Genomic DNA, 21,414 nt, shown 5'->3' with positions numbered 1-21,414 from the left:
TTTCTTGTCTTTTATTTTTCTTTACTTTTTTCAATCAAGCCATTTAAAACCCTTCTTGAAACCGTCGTAATTGTTCCATGCTTATGCCCTTCGGGCAAGGAAATTTTATTTGAGATATCTTCAAATGTTTTAAAATCTGAAGTACTCACCGCCTTATAATTCTTCTCACCGTAATTATCGTAATAAATTATGTATTTTCCATCCTGTTTTAACACGGTTGGCCCTTCCGAAAGAAAACCAGTATATGGCTCTGAAATATTCTCAAATGGTCCTAAAGGCGATTTACCAAAAGCCACTTTTAAATTTCTGTTCGGTCTGGTGTTATCTTTTATAATTAAGGCATAATCTTCTTTTCCTCGTTTAACGATTACGCAATCAATCACACTAAAACCGGGTTCCAAAAACAATTTGGTTTCTGAAAATGTTTTAAAATCTTTAGTTGTGACATAGTACATGCGATGATTGTTTTTTTCCTCTTCCTCACCTTTTTCATAACGAAACGGAATGGTTGACGCCCAAATGATGATGTATCGGTCTTCACCTTCATCATAAAAAATTTCGGGTGCCCAAACGTTCACAACCGTTGGTTCATTTTTCATCACATGGATATATTCTTGGTTGCCCCAATGGATTAAATCCTTAGAACTTGCATAGCCAAAACCATCCCCACCTTTCCAATCGGTAGTCCAAACCATGTGATACATTCCATCCTTTCCGCGAACAATAGACGGGTCGCGCATGATTTTACTATCACCAGCTTCTGGCTCTAAATACGGACCTTTTAAATCCTTCCAATTGTAGCCATCTTCACTGTAAGTCAAATACAATCCTTCAGTGGCGGGTTCCCTAAAAGATGTAAACAAATAGGCCTCCTTTTTTGAAGCACAATTGAACATACTCAACAAAAAAACAATAGACAATATTTTTTTAACGCTCATGAACATAGATTTTATTAGTCTTTAAATACTTTGCCATCTATTGAACTTGTTGTTTTGGTGTGAAACACCACATGCTTCAATATGTTATTCTTTAAATGGATATCTTCCGTTTCATCACCTTCAACAAGCAAAAATGTATTAGTTTGCACCATTGGGAAACAATTGCTTATCAAAGCTGTTTTCACATTTTTAAAACTAACAACAGCTTTATTCTCTATCGGTTTTGATGTTCCTATATTATCTAAAATGATTTGTTCGGTGTCTTCAACCTTAAAAGCCGAACCTAATTTAGTATTGATTTTTACATCGTGAAATTCAATATTCTTTCCTGTATGAATTGAAAAACCCTCATTGGCATCAATATCAACATCTGAAAACGTGACATTGTGAATAGGCATTTCAGGAATTCCCAAAATACGTCCCGCAGTATTCACGTTTGTGGCCGCAACATTACTGATATGGATGTTTCTGAATATAGGTGTTTCCTCTGTTACTGGGCCTTCAACGGTGTTTTTATCATAAAACAAATTGAGCATAAATGCCTCATTTTTGATATTGTTCATCACGATATTTGAAACTCTAATATCTTCAACCACGCCACCACGACCACGAGCAGCTTTTAAACGAATGCCTCTATCTGTACCGTCAAAAATGCAATTTGAAATCGTTATTTTCTTAATACCTCCTGACATTTCGCTACCAATAACCACACCACCATGACCGTTGAGCATGGTGCAATTGGTAATGGTAACGTTCTCCGTTGGGGTTGCCCATTTTCTACCATCGGCATCACGACCAGATTTTATGGTAATACAATCGTCGCCTACACTAATATGACAGTTTGAAATATGAACGTTTTTGCATGAAGTAGGATTGATGCCATCGGTGTTAGGTGAATACGGATTGAAAATAGTAACATTATCAATCGTGATGTTATCACAAAATGCGGGATTGACAGTCCAAAATGGTGAGTTTTGAATGGTAACACCTTCAATTGTGATGTTTTTACACTGAAAGGCTTGAAAAAGCGGTGGCCTATGAAACAAATAACTTCTGGTACGTTTGTAGTAATCTGCGGTTTTAACATCTTTGTTGGCCTCTTCAGTCATTTTTTGATACTTGGTCAACTCTAATTCTTCTTTAGCTGATTCAATACGCCAAATTTCTTTCCACCATGCTTCACCTTGTCCATCAATAGTTCCTCGCCCTGTAATGGTAATATTTTCAGCATCACGCGCATGTAACAACGGTTTAAACGTTTGAATCACTGTGCCTTCCCAACGGACTTCGGTAAATGGTAAATAATGGTCAAAATTGGTTGAAAACTTCAAAACAGCTCCTGCCTCAATGTGTAAAACAATGTTGTTTTTTAGCGTTAGTGCTCCTGTTAAATATTCCCCAGCAGGAAAATAAACGGTACCACCTCCTTGTTTTGAAGCTTTATCAATAGCACCTTGAATGGCCTCAGTACATAATTCTCCCTTTTTGTTTCCCCCATGTTCCAGAATATTGAACCAACCATTTGTAGCAGAACTTACTGACGCACACGAGGAAATGAACACAACAAACAAAACAAGAACTATCTTTTTTATAAATGTTGTCATTATTTAGAGGTTAAAATTAATACCCAATCGTTACCGTCAACTTCTTCACTTAAAGGTTTAAAATCTTGTACACCTTCATTTTTAAAAACGCCAATATCTGTGGTTTTTCCATCTCTTGGATTGTACCACGAAGCATTAACGTTTTCTCCTTTAATTTTTTCCATGTTTACCGAAATGGTTTTACCATTATACACATAAATCATAGCGTAACCATCACCACGAGTGGCGGATTTGTAATCGTACTTTTCACCTTGATTGGCAACCAAACTTTCATCCGGAATACGCTCAAAATACGGGTATTTAAGCATCAGTTTTTTCATATATTGCATCTGCGTAGCTCCTGGGGCATCCAAAGCTTTAACCCAATAGGTTTTGCTTCCATAGGCTTCAGGTTTACTGTGATTTTCGTGCATTTGCATGATGTGGTTGTTGCCATAGGTGAAACCGGCTGCACCTGCAAAAACCGACCAATACGCATAACGACGCACATCGTTATCGTTCCAAAGAGGTTGCAACGTATCGTGAAGCCCTTGTGGAATACCTTCATAAGATGGTTCTCCGTCCAAAGTTGGTTTGGTAGGTTTTAAATTGAAATCTACTTGAACAAATTTGTAATTATCCTCGCCGTAATTGCGTTCGGTATCATCTTGATCGTAGCGACGATGACCTGATTGAAACATATTGAAATCCAGCCAATTTTCGTTATGGAAATTATCGGAAGAATCCGTTCTTCCTCTTGGGTGAAAAGTCACCAATCGCTCTGGGTTTTTCGCTTTTAAAATGCTTCCAATGGCGTTCCATATTTCGGTATTTTCATTTCCATAAGTATCACCACCAACAAGCCAAATAATATTATCCCTATCTTTAAAACGTTCAGACAAAAAATTAGCGTAAGCTTTTGCTTGCTCTAAATTTACTTTTCCATCGCTTACAGGAGAACCCCAAACGGGCACCATACCCAAAAACAAACCTTCTTCTTTGGCCACATCCAATGCGTAATCAACGTGGTCCCAATAATCATATTCATTGGCGTTTTCAAAACTATTGCCTTCTGTAACCAAAGGTTTGGATAAATCCTGAGCAACCAAGGCCGAATCACCATATACATTGGCAACGGGCAAAGAATGAAGGGTCATAATCTGAATGATATTAAACCCTTTATCCTTTCTATCGGCAAAATATTTTTTTATTTCATCTCTGTCCAATTTATTGAAGGTTAACCAACCTGTATCGCCCAACCAAAAAAATGGATTTCCTTCTTTGGTTTGAAAATAATGTCCATTTTCAGAAACTTCAAGTTTTGGTATTCCTCCCATTTCAGGTTCATGTTGTACTTGCTCTTTTTTTGTTTCCTTGCAAGACACCAAAAAGCCCAGAACTATGAAGCTGAAAAGAAGTTGTTTTGTTTTTATCATGATTAGTTTGTTTTTTTATTTATAAAAAGCACCACGTTTTTTCCTTTTGGGCTTAAAAGTTTTTGTTTTGAATTACGTTTTAAAACTTGTGTTTCCAAAACTGAACCATCGCTGGGGTTAATCCAATAGGATTCATAATTTCCTTTGAAGTTCGACAAGTCCACCTCAACAGAAGTTGTGCTTTTTAGATAGTACAAATAAGCATTCCCTTTACTTTCTAATGCCCAATACTCACTATGGTGATTACTGTTTTCTGTCATTTTCATTAACGGTAAGGCTTCATAAAAATCAGAGACACCAATTTTTGGAATATTGGCCAATGAACCTCCTGCCATTAAAACGGCCCAACCAAATCTAGGGGCAGCATTGGTTGAATATAGTACAGACTTTTCTGGATATTTTTGGCGATATTCTCTAACGGCACGGTAAACCTGTTCTTCGGTTTCTTTTCCAGTATCCATTTTTCGTGCATGTTGTCTTGGCGCCAAGTTTTTTCCGCCTTCAGGAGCATATACAGTACCATCTTCACGGTAATGCCAATAACGGATATCTATTAAATCAACACTGCTTTGTCGTTTTGAATCATCTAAAATAGCGTCCTGCACATCCTTGGTAGCACTTAAACCAATAATGCCCCTTCCGGAAGTTTCATCTTTATATTTTTTGACTTCGTCCAACCAAAACTCCATAAAATGAAGTGGCCCAGTATATTCGGCACTAGTGAAATGGATAACATTACTGTTGTCTTTAAAATTCGCAAGTGATTGCCTAATGAATTGTTGATGCAGTTTCTTCCTGTTTTCATTAGTAACATCGTAAAACTGTTCCGCCATAAAAATACGCTTGTCGCCCGCATATGGCACTGGTTCTGGAAACCCTGTTTCATTAATATTGTTTGCGGAACGCCATGGCGAACTCGACCAATGTGCTCCAGCCTCGATAATATTATGCTGAAAATATTGCTGTTGAATGAGCAATTGGCCTTCTTTTTCCCCTAAATCAGCAAATTCCTTTAGACGGCTCCAATACCATGTGTTGGGTTTGGTTAAATCATATTTACTTAAATGGTCCCAGGCCAAATCCTTTCCCGAACGGGCAAAAGGTTGTTCATAAAAAGGAGGCCAAACATCCGCATCAATTCTTCTAACACGCTCATGGTCGTCCATTCTACGTTCGTACCACAGTCCATAATTATGGTCTAAAGCAGCAACATTGTTGGCTTTGAATTCCTCCACAACTTCAGTTAATTTATCCGTAAAACCTTTACCTATTTTTCCGGGTACAAATCGCGTAACATGAGCTGATGCCTTACTAACATCGTAATCGCGCAAACTACCGCGCCACCACATCACTGGTGCTGTTTTTCCGGTAATGACCTTTCCGTTGAAAGTTAACCAGCCGTTTTTTAATTCGACTTTTGAATGACTATCTGTTTTAGAAATCGATTTATTTTTTAAATCGTGAACAGATTTTAATTTTCTTGAATCAACAGGAATTTTATTTTCTTTCGAAACTTTTTGAATCCAAGATTTCAATGTCATTTTAGGTTTTGAAGCCTCTTTGGTGAGTTCTTCAGCTTGTTCAACGGTAGGACTTGATGTTGGCTCCGAACCCATATCATAAACAAAAGGGTTCAAAGGAAGTTTATCCAATCTGTTATCCAACTGAGCATAAAACAAACTCCTTGGTGTAATATGATTGTTTACATCTTTCCAATGACCATTACCCGTCATAATACCGCCCCAAATACCAAATGCCCAATTCTGAGATGTTGGCGGACTATAACATGCTATTTTTGAAGCCGAAGATTCCCAAATCACGCTGTTGGCGGCTGTCCATCCGGCTCCTCGTCCTGCTTGTTCTCTATTGTTGTAATTCAATGCATCTCCATCAATATAAACGACGTCAAACAACACACCTGTTGCCCAACTTCCAATAGCGCCACTGTTGCTAAAAGGCAAATGTGATTCGCATTGCACAAAGGCATTTGGTCCCGATGTGCCGTAACCACCAACCACAAAATCATTATAGCCATATTCGGAATAACAACGCTGAAACAAGGTTTGTTCACCTTCGGTATAAAATGTTTGCCTTCTAAATGCAGCAATTTCTGAAATTGGTTCTGTTGATAAACAATCTTCAACCGTTATCTGTTGTGCAGATTTTAAAAGATTCACCGCTCCACCCGTTAAATGCTTAAAATTGATTTGGCGCACCCAAGCATTTTTCACATTTTCCATAGTAATGCCAAACCATCGGTGTTCCTCGTCTTCCGAGTTAGTTTCGTCAAAAACAGAGTGGATACTTAAATTTTCAATGCCAATATGTTCAATTCTACCTGGCCAATTGTATTTTATAATTTCAGCTTGACTATATTCATCATTGGCATTAAACGTTAGAGGGGCATTTAAGATTATGTTGTTTTCTTCAACACCATCAATCACTCTATTAGAAGTAATATCCCAATCTCTAGTCTTCCAACCAATCCAACCACTTTCACCTCCAAAATAATCCATTTGAAGTTCCTTAATCCATTTTTCTGTCAATTGTTTTTTAATAATAATTTCATCTCCAACCTTAAGCTTAGATTCGCTTTTTAGGTGAAGTGTTTTTGTGCCAATTGGTGCGTAAACCTCATCTAATTGCAACGTATCGTTGTAAGTTCTGTTATCAACACCCAAAATATGAACTATAGCTTCACGACTGATTCCTGTTCCTAGGAGAATGGTTTCATTGTCAAGGTTGCCGCTGCCTCTCAATACCACACCTGAATTTTTGATGTAAAGTGTGCCGTTGATTTTAAATTTGCCCTTATCTAAAAGTACGGCGCCCCTAAAACCATTTGTATTTGGTTTCAAATTGCTAACATAATCGATGGCAGATTGAATAATTGCTGTGGCATCTTCATTTTGATAAGGCACGAAAATCTTGGCCTCAACATTTGGAATAGCCATTTCCGAAGCCATATATCCGGCATAAGAAAAATCGGGAACAACATTACCCAAACTATCAGCTATATGGGTAATTTTTCCGTTTTTGTTTTTAACGATATCTGGAAAGACGTTTTGAGTATTTACTTGATTTATGGCAAAAATCAACGTGATAAATAATAACCCTATTTTTTTTATGTAAATATAATTCGTCATTATTATTCATTGAACTTCGCTATTGTAAAAGTCCATTTTCTAGTTTAGCCAATGTATCGGTATTATTTTCAAGGTTTGTCCAATCTACTTTTTGATTTGGGTCAATTCCATTGAAGTATTTTTCAAGATTTGTGTAGCCATCACCATTTAAATCTTGATTAGCATCTAAAGCATCATCTGGGTTTAAACCGTATTTCTTTTCCCATTTGTTTGGAATGCCATCACCATCAGAATCCTTATAAGGTTTTCCTTTGTATTCTGGATAACCACCAGCTTGACTAGGGTGGGTTAAAATGCCTTTTTTATAGGAGTCGTCGGGAAGACGTCTTTTTACAAACTCTTTTCCTATGGTATTATCCAATCCGTCAGGATAGTTTATTTTTCCTGTTCTTACTTGATGGATTACCCGTTGGTCAACCACATCTCTTTTTGGTAATGTGGCCCCAACATTGTTTAATACATAATTATAAGCCTTTTCTGTATCCATAATGGTTACTGGCGCCATCGGGAATGGTTTAGTCTGCTTGATCGCGTTTAAAAAGTCTTGAGATTCGTTAAGAGAAAGGTCTTCAAGCTGTACCCCACCATTCCAATTGTTTGAGGTTACTTTTGGAGACCCTTCGGTAATATTGCCTTCAATATAGGCACGACCGAATGCTTTAGGTTTTAAGTAGCCCGATTCTGGCTTAAGAATTCTATACCTAATGGGTTGATCTGTCGGTGTAATCGGACCTGGTTTAAAGTAGTTATTAATGATGTTGAACATGGAACGGAAATCGCCTCCATCCAACGAGCGGTTCCACCAATTAAATAAAACATTGTTTACAAAATTAAAGCTGCCGTACATCCCAATTGAAGGATTTCTAGAAATATTGTTTGCCCATAAATTTCGAGCGAATGTACTGTTCAACCCACCAATAGTGCTACCAAAGGCATGGTTATAGGTATCTAACCCCTCGGAAGAAATGGTGTTTTGAATCGTAACATTAACCGTCGGTAATTTTTCAAATTGAGCATCTTTGTGTACCCTAAATTTATGACGGTATAATGATATATTTTCATCCAAACCCCAACTTACCGAGCAATGGTCTATAATAATATTGCCCACGGCATTTCCCCCCAAGGCATCATCTCTTCTGGTAACATCGGTCGCCCCACGTCGGAAGCGCATATGCCGGATAATAATATCATGGGTATCAATTAAAATGGATTCTCCAGCCACACATATGCCATCACCGGGAGCCGTTTGACCTGCAATCGTAACATAAGGAGCTCGTATATTGATTGGTTTTTCCAGTTTAATAATTCCAGAAACATTAAAAACAATGGTCCTTGCTCCAACAGCTTCCAATGCTTGCCTTAAAGTACCCTCTCCAGAATCGGCTAAACTGGTAACCACGAAGATTTTTCCACCTCTTCCTCCTGGGGTGAATGCTCCACCACCTTCGGCTCCCGGGAATGCAGGAATTTCTGCCTTAATTAAATCGGCCGGGTAAGATGCCCAAGGAACATAAGGCCTTCCTTGTTTGGCTTCTTCTTGAATGATGTGGTAATTATCATCCCAAATTTTATTCAGTCGCACTTCTTCTTTTGCTAAAGCTGCATCGGTTTTCGCTTGAAGTTCATTTGGAATTTCAGGATATTGCCCATATGAATTTTGAAAGATTGAGCAAAAAAAGCCCAAAAGCATTACTATTCTAAATGTTCGAAAAAGAGAATTTTTCATGTTGAGGGATTTTAAGATTTAACGCTAATCTTTACTTATAAAAGTACGGCTATTTTTCAGGATTGTTATTCTTTTTTTCTTCAATGCGCTTGTACCATTCGTCTCTTTCCTTTTCCAAATCGTAACCTCGAGCCGATAAATAATTATTAATCCTTCCTTTATATTTACCAAACCATGCATGCTTTTCTTTAGAAGATCCACCATCCATGGAATGCTCTCTAGCTTCCTTGAGATTATTGAAAATATACTCCTTTTCCTCATTGGTTAAACTGGGTATCATTTCAAGGAAAGCAGCGTAGGTTTTGGGCAAAACACCATAGGTCATTCCATCTTTTACGCCGTCAATTTTTTCTTCGTTTAAATGAATCGATAATTGATTGATATAAGATTTATGTAATTTATCAAGTAATTTTCCAGCCTTTGCATTTACCTTATCAATTTTCTTCTTCTGCGCTTCTTCTGAAAGTTTGCTTTTCTTTAATGCCTCAATTTTAGCATCTCTTTCATCTTGAACCTTACTCAAGTTTTGATATTGCTCTGCAATTATATTAGTAACAGCTTCTTCCTTTTCCTTATTATCTAAATTTAGTTCTGATACTATTTTGGCTCCTCGTTCTTGGGTAACTTTTATGTATTCAGGATCTAAATATTGTTGGGCATCAACTTGAGTGAAAATTGAAGCAACAAAAAATATGCTTAAACCTATTTTTTTTAAAAACATCTCTTATTTTTTTATTTAACCTTCTAGCCTTTGAAAATTATTTTAACAATGGCTCTAAAAGGGTTTCTTTGTTATTACTTAGGTCTTTCCAATCTACAGTTACAGTTGGGTCTATACCATTTATATAGCCTTCAATGTTGGTATATCCATCATTATTTATATCGCCATTGGCGTCACTAGCATCTTGTGGATTAAACCCGAATTTTTCTTCATAATTATCGGGCATGCCATCATTATCGGTATCAATGTATGGAGTGCCTTTGTATTCAGGATAACCTCCAACTTGCTCAATATCAGTTATTATACCTTGCTTATATGAATCTTTAGGCAAACGTCTATGTTTAAACTGATAAAACAAGTCTTCATCCAACCCTTTAACGTATTCAGGAGTACCCGTTTTAACCGTTCTAACGATTCGGGCATCAACTTTATCACGAATTGGAAGCGTAGCGCCAACATTTTTCAATACAAAATCATAGGCATCATCAGCGGTCATAATATTTAACCATGGCATCGGCTTAATAGGTTCTTCCATTCTCATGTATGGGAAATAAGCATCGGCTTCTTCATGATTCATTAATTCGCCATCCTTACCTTCAATTTGAACGCCCCCGGCCCAATTGTTTTCCGTTATTTTAGGGTTATTTTCAACTATATTTCCTTTAACATATGTCCTTCCAAAAACTAAGGTATCCAACTTACTTCTACCTGCTTCAGGTTTGAGTATTCGGTAACTGATGGGTTCGTCTAAAGGTGTTAATGGCCCTGGTTTAAAGTAGTTATTTATTATATTGAAAGTGGCTGTGTAATCTCCTCCGTCCAATGAACGATGCACCCAATTGAAAACCACATTGTTCACAAAATTGAATATACCATTCCAACCAATTGAAGGGTTTCTTCCTGCATTGTTGGCCCACATATTTCTCAAGAAAGAACAATTTTCTCCGCCCAAAGTACTCCCGAACGCATGGTTATAGGTATCTAATGCCTCACCAAACAAACTGTTTTGAATGGTAACGTTTACTGTTGCAAGCTTTTTTTCTTGATACCCCTCACCTGGGCTGTACATGTGCCTGTAAATAGACATGTTCTCATCAAGCCCCCAAGTTGCAGAAACATGGTCGAGCATGATGTTCCCAACTGGATTTCCGCCAATGGCATCATCCCTTCTGCCAACAAATGTTTCACCTCTACGGAAACGCATATGACGAATGATGACGTCATGAGTATCAATCCAAACCGATTCGCCTGCTATGCAGATACCGTCTCCAGGTGCAGTCTGTCCTGCAATAGTGATATATGGAGCACGAATTATTAATGGCCTATTGAGCTTAATTATTCCTGCTACATTAAACACGATGATTCTAGCTCCTCCTTTTTCACAAGCTTCACGGAAACTTCCCGGTCCATTGTCCCTAAGGTTTGTTACCGTGTAAACTTTACCTCCTCGACCACCAAAAGTGTACATGCCACCACCTTCTGCTCCTGGAAAAGCAGGGATTTCAGCCTGAGGCAGATCGGTTGGTCTTGAAGCCCAGGGTATATAAGGCTTACCCTCTCTGGCTTCTTTCTCAACAACAAGTACGGCCTTTTCCCAAACTTTATCAGAATGCTCATATGCGTCATTTTTAATGCGCATCTCTCTTACTTTGTCTTCGGCTGTTAACGATGGATACTGAGCGTAAACTTCTGTAAACGTTAAAGTTGCAAAATAGATAAATGTTATTGCTTTTAAAATTTTCATGTGCTCTTTTTATTTCATTTTAATTGTCACATGTAACATCCAAACTAGCTTTCTGACTTTCTGCCATACTTTTTAGTGATGGATGTTTCATTGATTGATGTTATTTTTTTTCAAAAAAAATTACCTGTATCCATAACAAACACAGGTAATTTATATGGATTTTTGTTATTAATTATAAGGTACGAACGAACCGCCCCAACCCTGTGTTTGTTGCAAATATGGTGCCGTATCCAGTAAATTTTGATAGATTCCAAAGAAATAATATTCATTGTACCACTTGAAAGTAAAGTCTGTTGGCACCTCAATTCCTTCATCCCTGACCACTACTTCAAAGTGATTATCATAAAGGTAATCAACATATTCCGAGTAGCTTGTTATGCCATTAGGATAAGATGTTGCATCTCTATTTATAACTGGAGCATTCGCACCTTTAAACGGATCTGGGATACCCACATAGTAGTTAGATGCATCAGATTTTGCAAAAGTATAATACCCTTGCCTTCTAGATCCTTCAATAGGTGTTTGGTTTAATTGGGTACATGTACCAAAATCATCATTGTAGAGCATCCATCGTCTTAAATCGAAGAACCGTTTATTTTCATATGCAAACTCTACTTTTCTTTCATTAATGACTGCAGCAAAAAGCTGATCTCTTGTGCTTAAGCTAGATAAACCATACTGACCATCCAAATTTTGTATACCGGCTCTTTCTCGAACTTCCCCAATATAGCCTTTTGCATCAGCTAAATTATTAATGCCTACAGCAGATTCAGCCAAATTCAATACCACTTCGGCAAAACGGATTTCCATATAATCGTCACCATTATTTCTATATGAATTAGTTTGGGAAGAAGCATCGTTAGTAAATTTTCTTAAGTAAATACCCGTAATATGAAAGGGGGTATTTGTAGCAATTTTAGGCCCTTGCGGATTTGGTGCTAATGGAAACCAATAGTAGGTCCAGTTTTTATAATTGGAGCTTTCTTTATAAGGCCAAATACTTCCATTGTAGGCAAAAGTGTAATAAAAACGTGGATCTCTATTTCTATAAAAATGATTCAAATTACCATTCGGGTTATATGGCGTTCCGTCTGCCATAGGAAAAGCATCCATTACATTTTTGGTTGGAACCAAACCTGCATTTCCCCCTTGAGGAACAGAGCGGGTTTGATATTCAGTATAATTGTTTTTCTGGATTTCCCCAGAATTAGCCGCATAATTATTAAACCCAAAAGCGAAAATAGACTCCATACCATTGTCGGCAAACCACATGTTTTTCCAGTCTGGATCAAGCCCTTTCCCTGCTGTCAAACAAACGTTGTAGGCCTCTAAATTTGCATCATAAGCTCTTTGCCATCTGGTTTGATCATCATTTCTATTAAACAATGGACTTGCCCAAGTTAACAGTACACGACCTTTTAAAGCGGCAGCGGCAGCGGCCGTAATTCTACCAGCCTCTTCTGCCGTATACGGCCTTGCATTTTCCAATAAGGATTGGGACATTTCCAAATCTGAAACAATTTGATTTATTACCTCTTCCGCTGAGCTTCTTGGCGTTTGGTTTATAGGGTCATTTGCTGTTAAGGGTTGTTCTTCCAGAACAATCGGAATGCCACCATAAAGCCTTACCAAATCAAAATATTGCCATGCCCGCCAAAAATATAATTGACCTAGTACCTGATTTTCAAAATCTTTATCTAGTTTGGAATATATAGCAACATTATTAATATATAAGTTACAATATCTTATTCTTGTATATGCATTATTTGAAGGATTTCTTAATGGAACTCCTAGAGATTTTAGGCAGTGATTATTTAAAGGTGATATTTCCGCCCACTCCTTATTAATATCCACTTCGCCTATTACTTCATCAGTAGCTTTAGCAAAAATAGTTGGATTACCACGTCCGGGAACATCCGAATTATCTGCTGCTGCCTTAGACCAAGCAGCCATAGTAACGGTACCAGAAGGCAACATTTGGTTATATATATAGTCTACATATCTTGTTGCCAAAGATTCATATTGATAAATTTCAACATCAACTTTTTGATAATTTTTCTTTTCTTCAATAAAATCTGTACTACAACCACTTAAAAAAACAATAGTTAATAGTATAATTAGCTTATTTAGTTTTATATTTTTCATGCTCTATATTTTTTTAATTTAAAACCCAACATTTACACCTAAAGAATAAGTTTTAAGCACAGGATAAGTATCGTAAGAATTGTAAGGAGACAAACCGTAATCCTTATAAGGGTTAAACAGAATGAATGGGTTCATGGCCACCAAGTTTAATCTAAAGTTTCTAACTCCAATCTTTTCAGTAAACTCCTTTGGCACCGTATAACTTAGGTTAATATTTCTCATAACCATACTAAAATTACTTACTTCCCAAAATCTGGAGGTAAGGGTATTTATTTCTTCATATTTTGCTGCAAGATTGGGAATATTACCCGACGGATTTAGAACTGGGTCGTACATGTTAGCCCAAAACGCAGGCCTGTTTTGATAATTTTCCGTTATTTTTTCTCCTTCGAAAACAGACTTAGCACGACCAATGTCCCTGAATCCTCCCCAGCCAACGCTTAAAACAGTATTTAAACTCAAACCTTTATAACCTAACTTTATTGCTGTATTAAAACCTCGCGGCCCCTTTGCCGGTTTACTTAATTGAATTTGATCGTCTACGGTTATTCTTCCATCGGGTTCTCCAAAAGTTCTTGTTTCTGGATCCCATACGCCTCTTATATCCCTGTAATAAAGCATCCCTGGCCTTAAATCACTTGAAGGTACGCCAAAAACTGATGTTACCCCAGTCTCGGCAATATAGTTATCTATGTCGTCCTGGGTTCTAAACATGCCCATATAATCATAGCCCCAAACACCTATGTCGGTACTTCCGGGTTTGTTTGTTTGCCAAGGGTACCAATTATTTTCATTGGTGAAATTACCTTCGATTAAGTTGTTATCTCTCCAACCGAAGTTGATAGTCGCCGCATAATCAAAATCGTCACCCACGGTATCACTCCAGCCAACTGAAATTTCTTTTCCCCAAGTATCGGCCCTACCGGTGTTGGACGATCCTGCGGCCCCACCAACCGTAAAAGGTACTCCTTCGGTTAAATTGATCAGCAATTCCTTTCCAATATTGTAATAAGACTCAAGAGTTAATGAAAGTCTGTTATCTAAAAATCTTGCCTCAACACCAAAATTGGTTTTAAGTTCACTACTCCAACGAACGTCCGGATTTCCTACCCTGTCAGGCGATAGCCCAGAAGAAACAGAAGAATTTCCTCCAAAAACACTACCACCATCAGTTACTATATCGAAGTTTTGACGCCATTCCCAAGCCCTGGTATCGTCTTTACCAGTTAAACCTACTGAGGCTCTTAACTTTAAAAAATCTATGGTATTGGATTTAAAAAACGATTCTTTTGATACAATCCAACCTCCAGAAACGGAATAAAAATTGCCCCAATAGTTTTTGGGTGCAAATTTTGCCGAGACATCACTTCTAAAAAGAAATTCCGCGTAATATTTACTATCGTAATCATAATTTAATCGTCCAATAGCCCCTAAATCGCCTGATTCGTACCGCCAATTAAATGTGTTATCGGAATCATAATTACCAGTATTTTGCCAAAGCATGCCATCTGAATATTCTGGCACACCATATCTAATGATACGTTCATGATGTTCAAATCTTTCAGATCTTTCCATAGCGAATAAGGCAGAAATGCTGTGCTTTCCAAAATCCCGCTCAAAAGAGGTTTGAAAACGCATCTGTTCACTTCCACTTCTTCCATTATCTATAAGCAATCTGTCTCCATTAACTATTTCGGTAATCAACCTGATATCATTAGTTCCTAATGGTCCTGAACCATTTTCGTATAAGACATAGGTTTGGATATCTGAAGCAGTAAATTGATCAGCACCATAAAATTCATATAAATTAAATTTGCTTCCTTTTTGACTTCCCCTACTTCCTCCTTCTTGACGTGCATAATTGGCTTTAAGTTTTAGTCCTTTAATAAAAGGCACCTCGTACTCAACATTTAAGTTTACGGTAACATTGTTATCTATTGATTCGGCCAAATTCTGCAACCTTTGAATCTCACCATAATGATACCCTGCCAAAGCATCATTGGCACTCGCACCAATTTGCAATGTTGGCAAGCCATCAATATACATAGGCAAAAATGGTGCTCTGTTTTGTAATTGCCTAAAATCATTTTCAACATTTTCACTACCTATTTTACTGGTGGTCTTGCTTTCATCTGTAAAATATCCGGACACCTGAAAATCTGCTTTAAACCCTTTGGCCAAATTAATGCTTGAACCTGCCCTAAAAGACCAGCGGTCATAATTTAAGGTTCCTAAGTTACCATCTTGGGTGTAATATGAAATTCCTCCAAAATAAGTGGCATCATCAGACCCGCCAGAGACATTAAGGTTATGCCTTTGAGTGCTGGCCGAAGTCCAATAATCATCCAAAGCATCATGGGTATTTGATTTAAAAAACTCCAATTCTGTTGGAGAGAAGAAATACTCGCTAAAGTCATCTCTTGTTAGGTCATACTCCCCCCCCGTTCCATTGGGGCCGTTCATAATATTAAAAACTCTTGCGAAATCATATGCATTTAGCATTTTATGACGAAATGTTTCATCGGCAACCGAAAAATTACCAGAATAAGAAAACCTAGCTGGCCCCTTTTTTCCTTTTTTCGTAGTCACTAAAACCACCCCTTGGGCTGCCCTAGATCCGTAAATAGCTGCAGAAGCATCCTTTAAAAACGAAATACTTTCAACTTCTGATGCATCCAGATTATTAAAATTTGTTGAGTCACTCAAACCAGTATTGGGATCTATTTGTACCACACCATCAATAACGAATAGTGGCTCCCCAGATGTTCTATCTTTTGCTCTAATGTTTGTACCGGTGACTGGGTTACGTATGGTGATTTGAGCTGGAACTCCTGGTCTTGATTCCCCACCGGAAACACCAACACCCAAAACACGGCCTACAAGAGCCGCTGCCAAATTACCAACAGGGAGGTCTTCTATCTCTTCCCCTTTAATTGACTCTACCGCACCAGTAATCGCTTCTCTTTTTTGCGAACCATAACCCACTACAACTACTTCATCCAAAGATTGTGTGTCATCCTGAAAGGTCACGTTAATAGTTGTCAGTTCTCCAACAACTTTTTCCTGTGTCTTCATGCCCACATAAGAAAATACAATAGTGCTTTTGGAAGTTACGCTAATGCTATAGGCACCATCAAAGTCAGTAACGACACCATTATTCGTTCCTTTTTCCAGAACGGTAACTCCCGGAAGTGGTATTTGTGCATTATCAACAACCGTACCTGTAACAACTTTTTTACCACTTGCGGCCTGAGAAAAACCGGAGAAACTCATTAAAGAGAAAAGCAGCAAAATGAAAGCATTTGAAATTGCTTTTTTCATACTTTTTTATTTAGTTTAATTAATTTAGTTAAAAGAATTAGTTAACGTTTTTAAACGATACGTAATATTAGGCTAATATCATGAAATTAGCAATTATTCCATGTAATTTTTGGACGGCGACCAATTTTGTAAACACTTTTTTGTTTATTTATTGAACTTTGACAATAGGATGATTTTATAAACCATTGTTTAGAACAAATTGCCAAGTTTTGGTTTAAGATTGAAATGGTAGTTTTAATGTTTTATAGCTTAAGCCTATGTCTAAATTCATAACTAATTTATAAGTGTATGGTAAACGGAATTATTCCTCCAATGGTAACCCCACTATTGGCTGATAATCTTTCATTGGATTTAAAAGGAGTTGATAACTTAATTAACCACATTATTGCTGGTGGTGTACACGGACTTTTTATTCTTGGCACAACCGGTGAAGCAACCAACTTGAGTTACAAAACTAGGCAACAGCTTATTACAGAAAGCTGTAATGCAGTAAATGGTAGAATACCTTTGTTTGTTGGCATATCAGACACCTCTATTGAAGAAAGTCTGAATTTAGCTTCGATTGCTAAAAAAGCTGGGGCAGCCGCTGTTGTAGCGGCACCTCCTTTTTATTATGGATTAGGGCAAATTGAACTTTATAAATATTACTGGAATTTGGCAGACCAACTACCTTTGCCACTTTTCCTCTACAACATGCCTTCCCATACCAAAATAAACATTGAAATAGATACGGCTTTAAAGCTATCTGAACATCCTAATATTGTAGGATTAAAAGATAGCTCTGCAAATATTGTTTATTTTGAAAAACTATGTCATTTATTAAAGGATAAGAATTTTACCCTTTTGGTTGGTCCAGAAGAAGTAACCGCCCAAACGGTTTTAATGGGCGGACATGGCGGTGTTAACGGAGGGGCCAATATGTTTCCTAAACTTTATGTTGAGTTGTACAAAGCCGCGAAATCTCGGGATTTTGACCGCATAAATTCACTACAAGATTTGGTAATGGAAATATCAACTAAAATTTACAATTTAGGTTCTTTTGGCTCTAGCTATTTAAAAGGGATGAAAGCTGGATTGTCTGCCTTAGGTATTATCGATGATTATATTGCACCGCCGTTTCAAAAATTTGATGAGAAAGAAATGAATGCTGTAAAGCTAAATATTCAAAACATTAAAGCTAAAATAGAAAAGGTGCTTTAGTTGAAATTGAACTATATGCTGCTTTCGTTCCAAAACCAGCAAAACTTACCTACTTACTAAACGACATTTACTAATGAACACACTCGACATCATTGTATTTTTTGTTTACATAGCGGGTATTGCTTTATTTGGCGGTTCTTTCTTTAAAAAAAACAAAACATCTTCTTCTTATACTCTAGGAAACAACGATATACCTAGTTGGGTGGTTACCATGTCTATTTTTGCCACTTTTGTGAGCAGTATTAGCTATTTGGCACTTCCCGGTAATGCCTATCAAAGTAACTGGAATGCCTTGGTTTTTAGCTTATCGCTACCTATTGCCACATTAATTGCAGTAAAATACTTTGTGCCATTGTATAGAAAAATCAATAGTCCGTCAGCGTATACGTTTATGGAACAGCGCTTTGGTCCGTGGGCACGTATTTATGTTTCGGTGTGCTATTTGTTAACGCAACTTATGCGCATTGGCACTATATTGTATTTGCTTGCACTTACACTAAATGCCATAACGGGGTGGGATATTACCACCATTATTGTTTTTACTGGTTTAATAGTAGCCGCCTATTCCATGCTTGGTGGTATTAGCGCCGTGCTCTGGACAGATGCCATACAGGGTATTATTTTAATTGTTGGGGCATTGGTTTGCATTGCCTTTATGTTTTTTAGTATGCCCGAAGGTCCGTTGCAAATATTTAATATTGCTGCTGAGCATAACAAATTTAGTCTTGGAAGTTTTGATTTTAATTTATCTGAGCCAACTTTTTGGGTTGTTTTGATTTATGGCGTTTTTATCAATCTTCAAAACTTTGGTATCGACCAAAATTATGTCCAGCGCTATATGGTATTAAAATCAGATAAGGAAGCACAACGTTCTGCTTTAGTAGGTGGGCTGATTTATTTGCCTATTTCTGCCTTATTTCTTTTTATTGGCACATCGCTTTTTGCGTATTACAATTCTGCTGAAGTACTTCCTGAAGCTTTGCAAGATATAAGTAAAGCCGACCGAGTTTTTCCATATTTTATTGTAAATGCAATCCCCGCTGGCATAACAGGATTGCTGATTGCTTCGATTTTTGCAGCAGGCATGAGTACCATTTCCACCAGCTTTAACAGTTCTGCAACCGTATTTTTAACTGATTATTACAACAAATATTTCAGGCAAAATGCTTCTGAGAAAAAGCGCATGCAAGTACTTTATATTTCATCAATAATAATTAGCATTATCGGCATCGGCATAGCCATAGCAATGATTAACGTAAAAAGCGCATTGGATGCTTGGTGGAAATTATCGTCTATTTTTAGTGGTGGGATGCTCGGTTTGTTCCTTTTGGGAATTTTCACCAATGCAAAAAATGCAACCGGTGCCATAATAGGGATGTTTGCCGGTATTTTGGTCATTGTATGGTTAACGGTTTCTGAACGGATTTTTGGTCCAGACAGTATTGGTGCATCGTTCCATACCTATTTAACCATTGTATTTGGTACCATTGCTATTTTCTTGGTTGGTTTTTTAGCAGCTTCTTTGATAAAACCTAAAGATAACATTGTTCTTTTATAAAATAAAAAAGAGGCCTCAATTAAAATTGAAACCTCTTTTCTTGTGTTGAGGATTAAAGCTTGACCTTGCCTGTTAGCAGGATACCATTCAGAATATATTTACCTATAAAGTGCTTTATAGGTGGCGCATGCTCGATAATCGGAAGATTCTTTATTCATGCCAAACGACGCCCAGGCACTCGGACGGAAAATTTTATCCTCAGGAACATTGTGCATATTTACGGGAATGCGTAACATAGAGGCTAACGTGATTAAATCGGCACCTATGTGTCCATAGGTAAACGCCCCGTGGTTGGCACCCCAATTGGCCATAACACTGTACACATCCTTAAACGGCCCGCTGCCTGTTAAATTTGGCACAAACCAAGTGGTTGGCCATGTGGGGTTTGTACGCTCGTTTAATGTATTGTGAACATCTTCCGGTAGGTCTATGGTCTTCCCTTCGGCAATTTGCAGAACGGGGCCAATACCTTTTACAATATTGATGCGGCACATGGTTACAGGCATACCACCTTTGGTTTTAAAGGTGGATGAATAGCCCCCACCCCTAAAATACTCTAACATACCAGGACCCCAAGTGGTGTTTTCAAGGCATTTTTCTACTTCATTTTCGGTAATGTCCCACCAAGGCTTCATGGCTGGTTTTCCGTTAATGGTCTGTTCACCAGTGCCATCTAAGGCTGATGCTCCTGAATTTATTAAATGTATAAACCCGTTAGATGCATCCCCTGTCAGTGTATGCCCAGTCACACGTTTTACCGACTCTGGACTCCAATAGGTGCGTACATCGCTAAATATTTGTGCTGCCCCAGTCAGCAAATGACCAAATAGCATGGAAATACCATTTAAACTATCATTTTCGGTAGCAAACATAAAAGGCTGTCGGATGCCATTCCAATCAAAGGAAGAGGTGAGAATAGCTTCCATGAAATCGCCATTCGGGAAATGGTCTGTCCATTGCCGCTGTCCTTGGAAACCTCCAGAAATGGCATTTCTTCCCAAGGCTTCCTCAGCATAACCTAGTTCCTTTAACTTGGGGTTTCCAATCATTAAATCGCGACCAATAAGTGCCATTTTAACCACAAATTCCCAATCAGCGTCAAGTACTTTCCTAGATTTTACTTTTTCTGGTGGATTGTAATTTTTGCCTTCTTTACAATTTGCTTTTGCCCAAGCTAATGCCTTCTCGTATTCTTCTTTATCGTAAATTTCCTGTTCTATTCTTCTGATGAATTCAGACATGTCGATGTTCTCACAACGCATGCCCAAATAACTTTCAAAGAAACCAGCATCGATTATAGAACCCGCAATGCCCATAGAAACAGAACCCATTGACAAATACGATTTACCTTTCATGGTGGCTACCGCTAATCCCGCTTTTGCGAACGACAATAATTTCTCTTGTACATCTTCTGGAATATTGGTATCCCCAATATCCTGGACATCACGACCGTAAATACCAAAGGCCGGAAGCCCTTTTTGGTTATGCCCCGCCAAAGCAGCGGCTAAATAAACAGCTCCGGGGCGCTCAGTACCATTAAAACCCCAAATGGCTTTAGGAATTAGCGGATTCATATCGATAGTTTCACTACCATAGCACCAACAAGGTGTTACCGTTAAACTCACACCAACACCTTCTCTGGCAAATTTATCAGCGGAAGCCGCGGCTTCCGCCACACCGCCTATGCAAGTATCAGAAATGACGCATTCCACGAGGCCCCCATCGGCATGTCTTAAATTTTCAGATAAAAATTTGGCAGCGTTTTTAGCCATATTCATAGTTGTATCTTCAAGTGACTCACGTACGCCATCCAAACGACCATCAATTACGGGACGAATTCCAATTTTGGGCAATTCCCCAATTAAAGTTTTAAACTTCATAGTTTTAATTTTATAG

Annotated in this window: 12 protein-coding genes; 2 read left to right on the top strand and 10 right to left on the bottom strand. The window is 37.9% G+C overall.

Going from position 1 to position 21,414, the window contains the following annotated elements:
• Positions 1 to 11 precede the first annotated feature (11 nt).
• The 9 genes from WJN01_RS07445 to WJN01_RS07405 all read right to left on the bottom strand — a co-directional run bounded on the left by WJN01_RS07445 (position 12) and on the right by WJN01_RS07405 (position 16,760).
• Entirely contained in the window at positions 12 to 938 is a 927-nt protein-coding gene (locus WJN01_RS07445) for a glycoside hydrolase family 43 protein (protein WP_445196523.1), read from the bottom strand.
• A 14-nt stretch (positions 939 to 952) separates the two neighbouring features.
• Positions 953 to 2,542, bottom strand: a complete 1,590-nt coding sequence (locus WJN01_RS07440; protein ID WP_445196522.1) for a glycoside hydrolase family 28 protein — start codon at positions 2,540 to 2,542, stop codon at positions 953 to 955.
• Positions 2,542 to 3,957 (bottom strand): glycoside hydrolase family 140 protein, encoded by a 1,416-nt coding sequence (locus WJN01_RS07435; RefSeq protein ID WP_445196521.1) that lies wholly within the window; start codon positions 3,955 to 3,957, stop codon positions 2,542 to 2,544. Before WJN01_RS07435 ends, WJN01_RS07440 begins: the two co-directional genes overlap by 1 nt.
• Before the next feature lie 2 nt (positions 3,958 to 3,959).
• Positions 3,960 to 7,103, bottom strand: coding sequence for a DUF6298 domain-containing protein (locus tag WJN01_RS07430; RefSeq protein WP_445196520.1), 3,144 nt, complete (start codon positions 7,101 to 7,103; stop codon positions 3,960 to 3,962).
• 19 nt (positions 7,104 to 7,122) lie between these two features.
• A complete protein-coding gene (locus WJN01_RS07425) occupies positions 7,123 to 8,829 on the bottom strand; it encodes a pectate lyase family protein (protein WP_445196519.1) in 1,707 nt (568 codons plus the stop codon).
• Positions 8,830 to 8,878: 49 nt separating this feature from the next.
• Complete coding sequence (locus tag WJN01_RS07420) at positions 8,879 to 9,550, bottom strand: DUF3826 domain-containing protein (protein WP_445196518.1); 672 nt, start codon at positions 9,548 to 9,550, stop codon at positions 8,879 to 8,881.
• 37 nt (positions 9,551 to 9,587) lie between these two features.
• A complete protein-coding gene (locus WJN01_RS07415) occupies positions 9,588 to 11,294 on the bottom strand; it encodes a pectate lyase family protein (RefSeq protein ID WP_445196517.1) in 1,707 nt (568 codons plus the stop codon).
• Between the two features lie 168 nt (positions 11,295 to 11,462).
• Positions 11,463 to 13,439, bottom strand: a complete 1,977-nt coding sequence (locus WJN01_RS07410) for a RagB/SusD family nutrient uptake outer membrane protein (RefSeq protein ID WP_445196516.1) — start codon at positions 13,437 to 13,439, stop codon at positions 11,463 to 11,465.
• 18 nt (positions 13,440 to 13,457) lie between these two features.
• Positions 13,458 to 16,760: a SusC/RagA family TonB-linked outer membrane protein gene (locus tag WJN01_RS07405; protein WP_445196515.1), complete on the bottom strand. Its 3,303-nt coding sequence runs from the start codon at positions 16,758 to 16,760 to the stop codon at positions 13,458 to 13,460.
• A 288-nt stretch (positions 16,761 to 17,048) separates the two neighbouring features.
• Here WJN01_RS07405 and WJN01_RS07400 point away from each other — a divergent pair, with 288 nt between their 5' ends.
• Entirely contained in the window at positions 17,049 to 17,960 is a 912-nt protein-coding gene (locus WJN01_RS07400; protein ID WP_445196514.1) for a dihydrodipicolinate synthase family protein, read from the top strand.
• A gap of 73 nt (positions 17,961 to 18,033) precedes the next feature.
• Positions 18,034 to 19,518 (top strand): sodium:solute symporter family protein, encoded by a 1,485-nt coding sequence (locus tag WJN01_RS07395; protein ID WP_445196513.1) that lies wholly within the window; start codon positions 18,034 to 18,036, stop codon positions 19,516 to 19,518.
• A 98-nt stretch (positions 19,519 to 19,616) separates the two neighbouring features.
• On the opposite strand, the gene WJN01_RS07390 is transcribed toward WJN01_RS07395, so the two are convergent.
• Positions 19,617 to 21,398 carry an L-fucose isomerase gene (locus WJN01_RS07390; protein WP_445196512.1) on the bottom strand — a complete coding sequence of 594 codons (1,782 nt, stop codon included), beginning with the start codon at positions 21,396 to 21,398 and terminating at the stop codon, positions 19,617 to 19,619.
• Positions 21,399 to 21,414 lie beyond the last annotated feature (16 nt).

The sequence above is a fragment of the Tamlana sedimenti genome (assembly GCF_038148895.1).
Lineage (GTDB): Bacteria > Bacteroidota > Bacteroidia > Flavobacteriales > Flavobacteriaceae > Tamlana.
Note: the sequence above shows the minus strand (reverse complement) of the source record. Positions and strands in the feature narration are given on the sequence as shown.

Excerpts from the sequence above, each read along its gene's own strand:
- WJN01_RS07445 (WP_445196523.1), bottom strand. The coding sequence starts at position 938 with ATGAGCGTTAAAAAAATATTGTCTATTGTTTTTTTGTTGAGTATGTTC.
- WJN01_RS07440 (WP_445196522.1), bottom strand. The coding sequence starts at position 2,542 with ATGACAACATTTATAAAAAAGATAGTTCTTGTTTTGTTTGTTGTGTTC.
- WJN01_RS07435 (WP_445196521.1), bottom strand. The coding sequence starts at position 3,957 with ATGATAAAAACAAAACAACTTCTTTTCAGCTTCATAGTTCTGGGCTTT.
- WJN01_RS07430 (WP_445196520.1), bottom strand. The coding sequence starts at position 7,103 with ATGACGAATTATATTTACATAAAAAAAATAGGGTTATTATTTATCACG.
- WJN01_RS07425 (WP_445196519.1), bottom strand. The coding sequence starts at position 8,829 with ATGAAAAATTCTCTTTTTCGAACATTTAGAATAGTAATGCTTTTGGGC.
- WJN01_RS07420 (WP_445196518.1), bottom strand. The coding sequence starts at position 9,550 with ATGTTTTTAAAAAAAATAGGTTTAAGCATATTTTTTGTTGCTTCAATT.
- WJN01_RS07415 (WP_445196517.1), bottom strand. The coding sequence starts at position 11,294 with ATGAAAATTTTAAAAGCAATAACATTTATCTATTTTGCAACTTTAACG.
- WJN01_RS07410 (WP_445196516.1), bottom strand. The coding sequence starts at position 13,439 with ATGAAAAATATAAAACTAAATAAGCTAATTATACTATTAACTATTGTT.
- WJN01_RS07405 (WP_445196515.1), bottom strand. The coding sequence starts at position 16,760 with ATGAAAAAAGCAATTTCAAATGCTTTCATTTTGCTGCTTTTCTCTTTA.
- WJN01_RS07400 (WP_445196514.1), top strand. The coding sequence starts at position 17,049 with ATGGTAAACGGAATTATTCCTCCAATGGTAACCCCACTATTGGCTGAT.
- WJN01_RS07395 (WP_445196513.1), top strand. The coding sequence starts at position 18,034 with ATGAACACACTCGACATCATTGTATTTTTTGTTTACATAGCGGGTATT.
- WJN01_RS07390 (WP_445196512.1), bottom strand. The coding sequence starts at position 21,398 with ATGAAGTTTAAAACTTTAATTGGGGAATTGCCCAAAATTGGAATTCGT.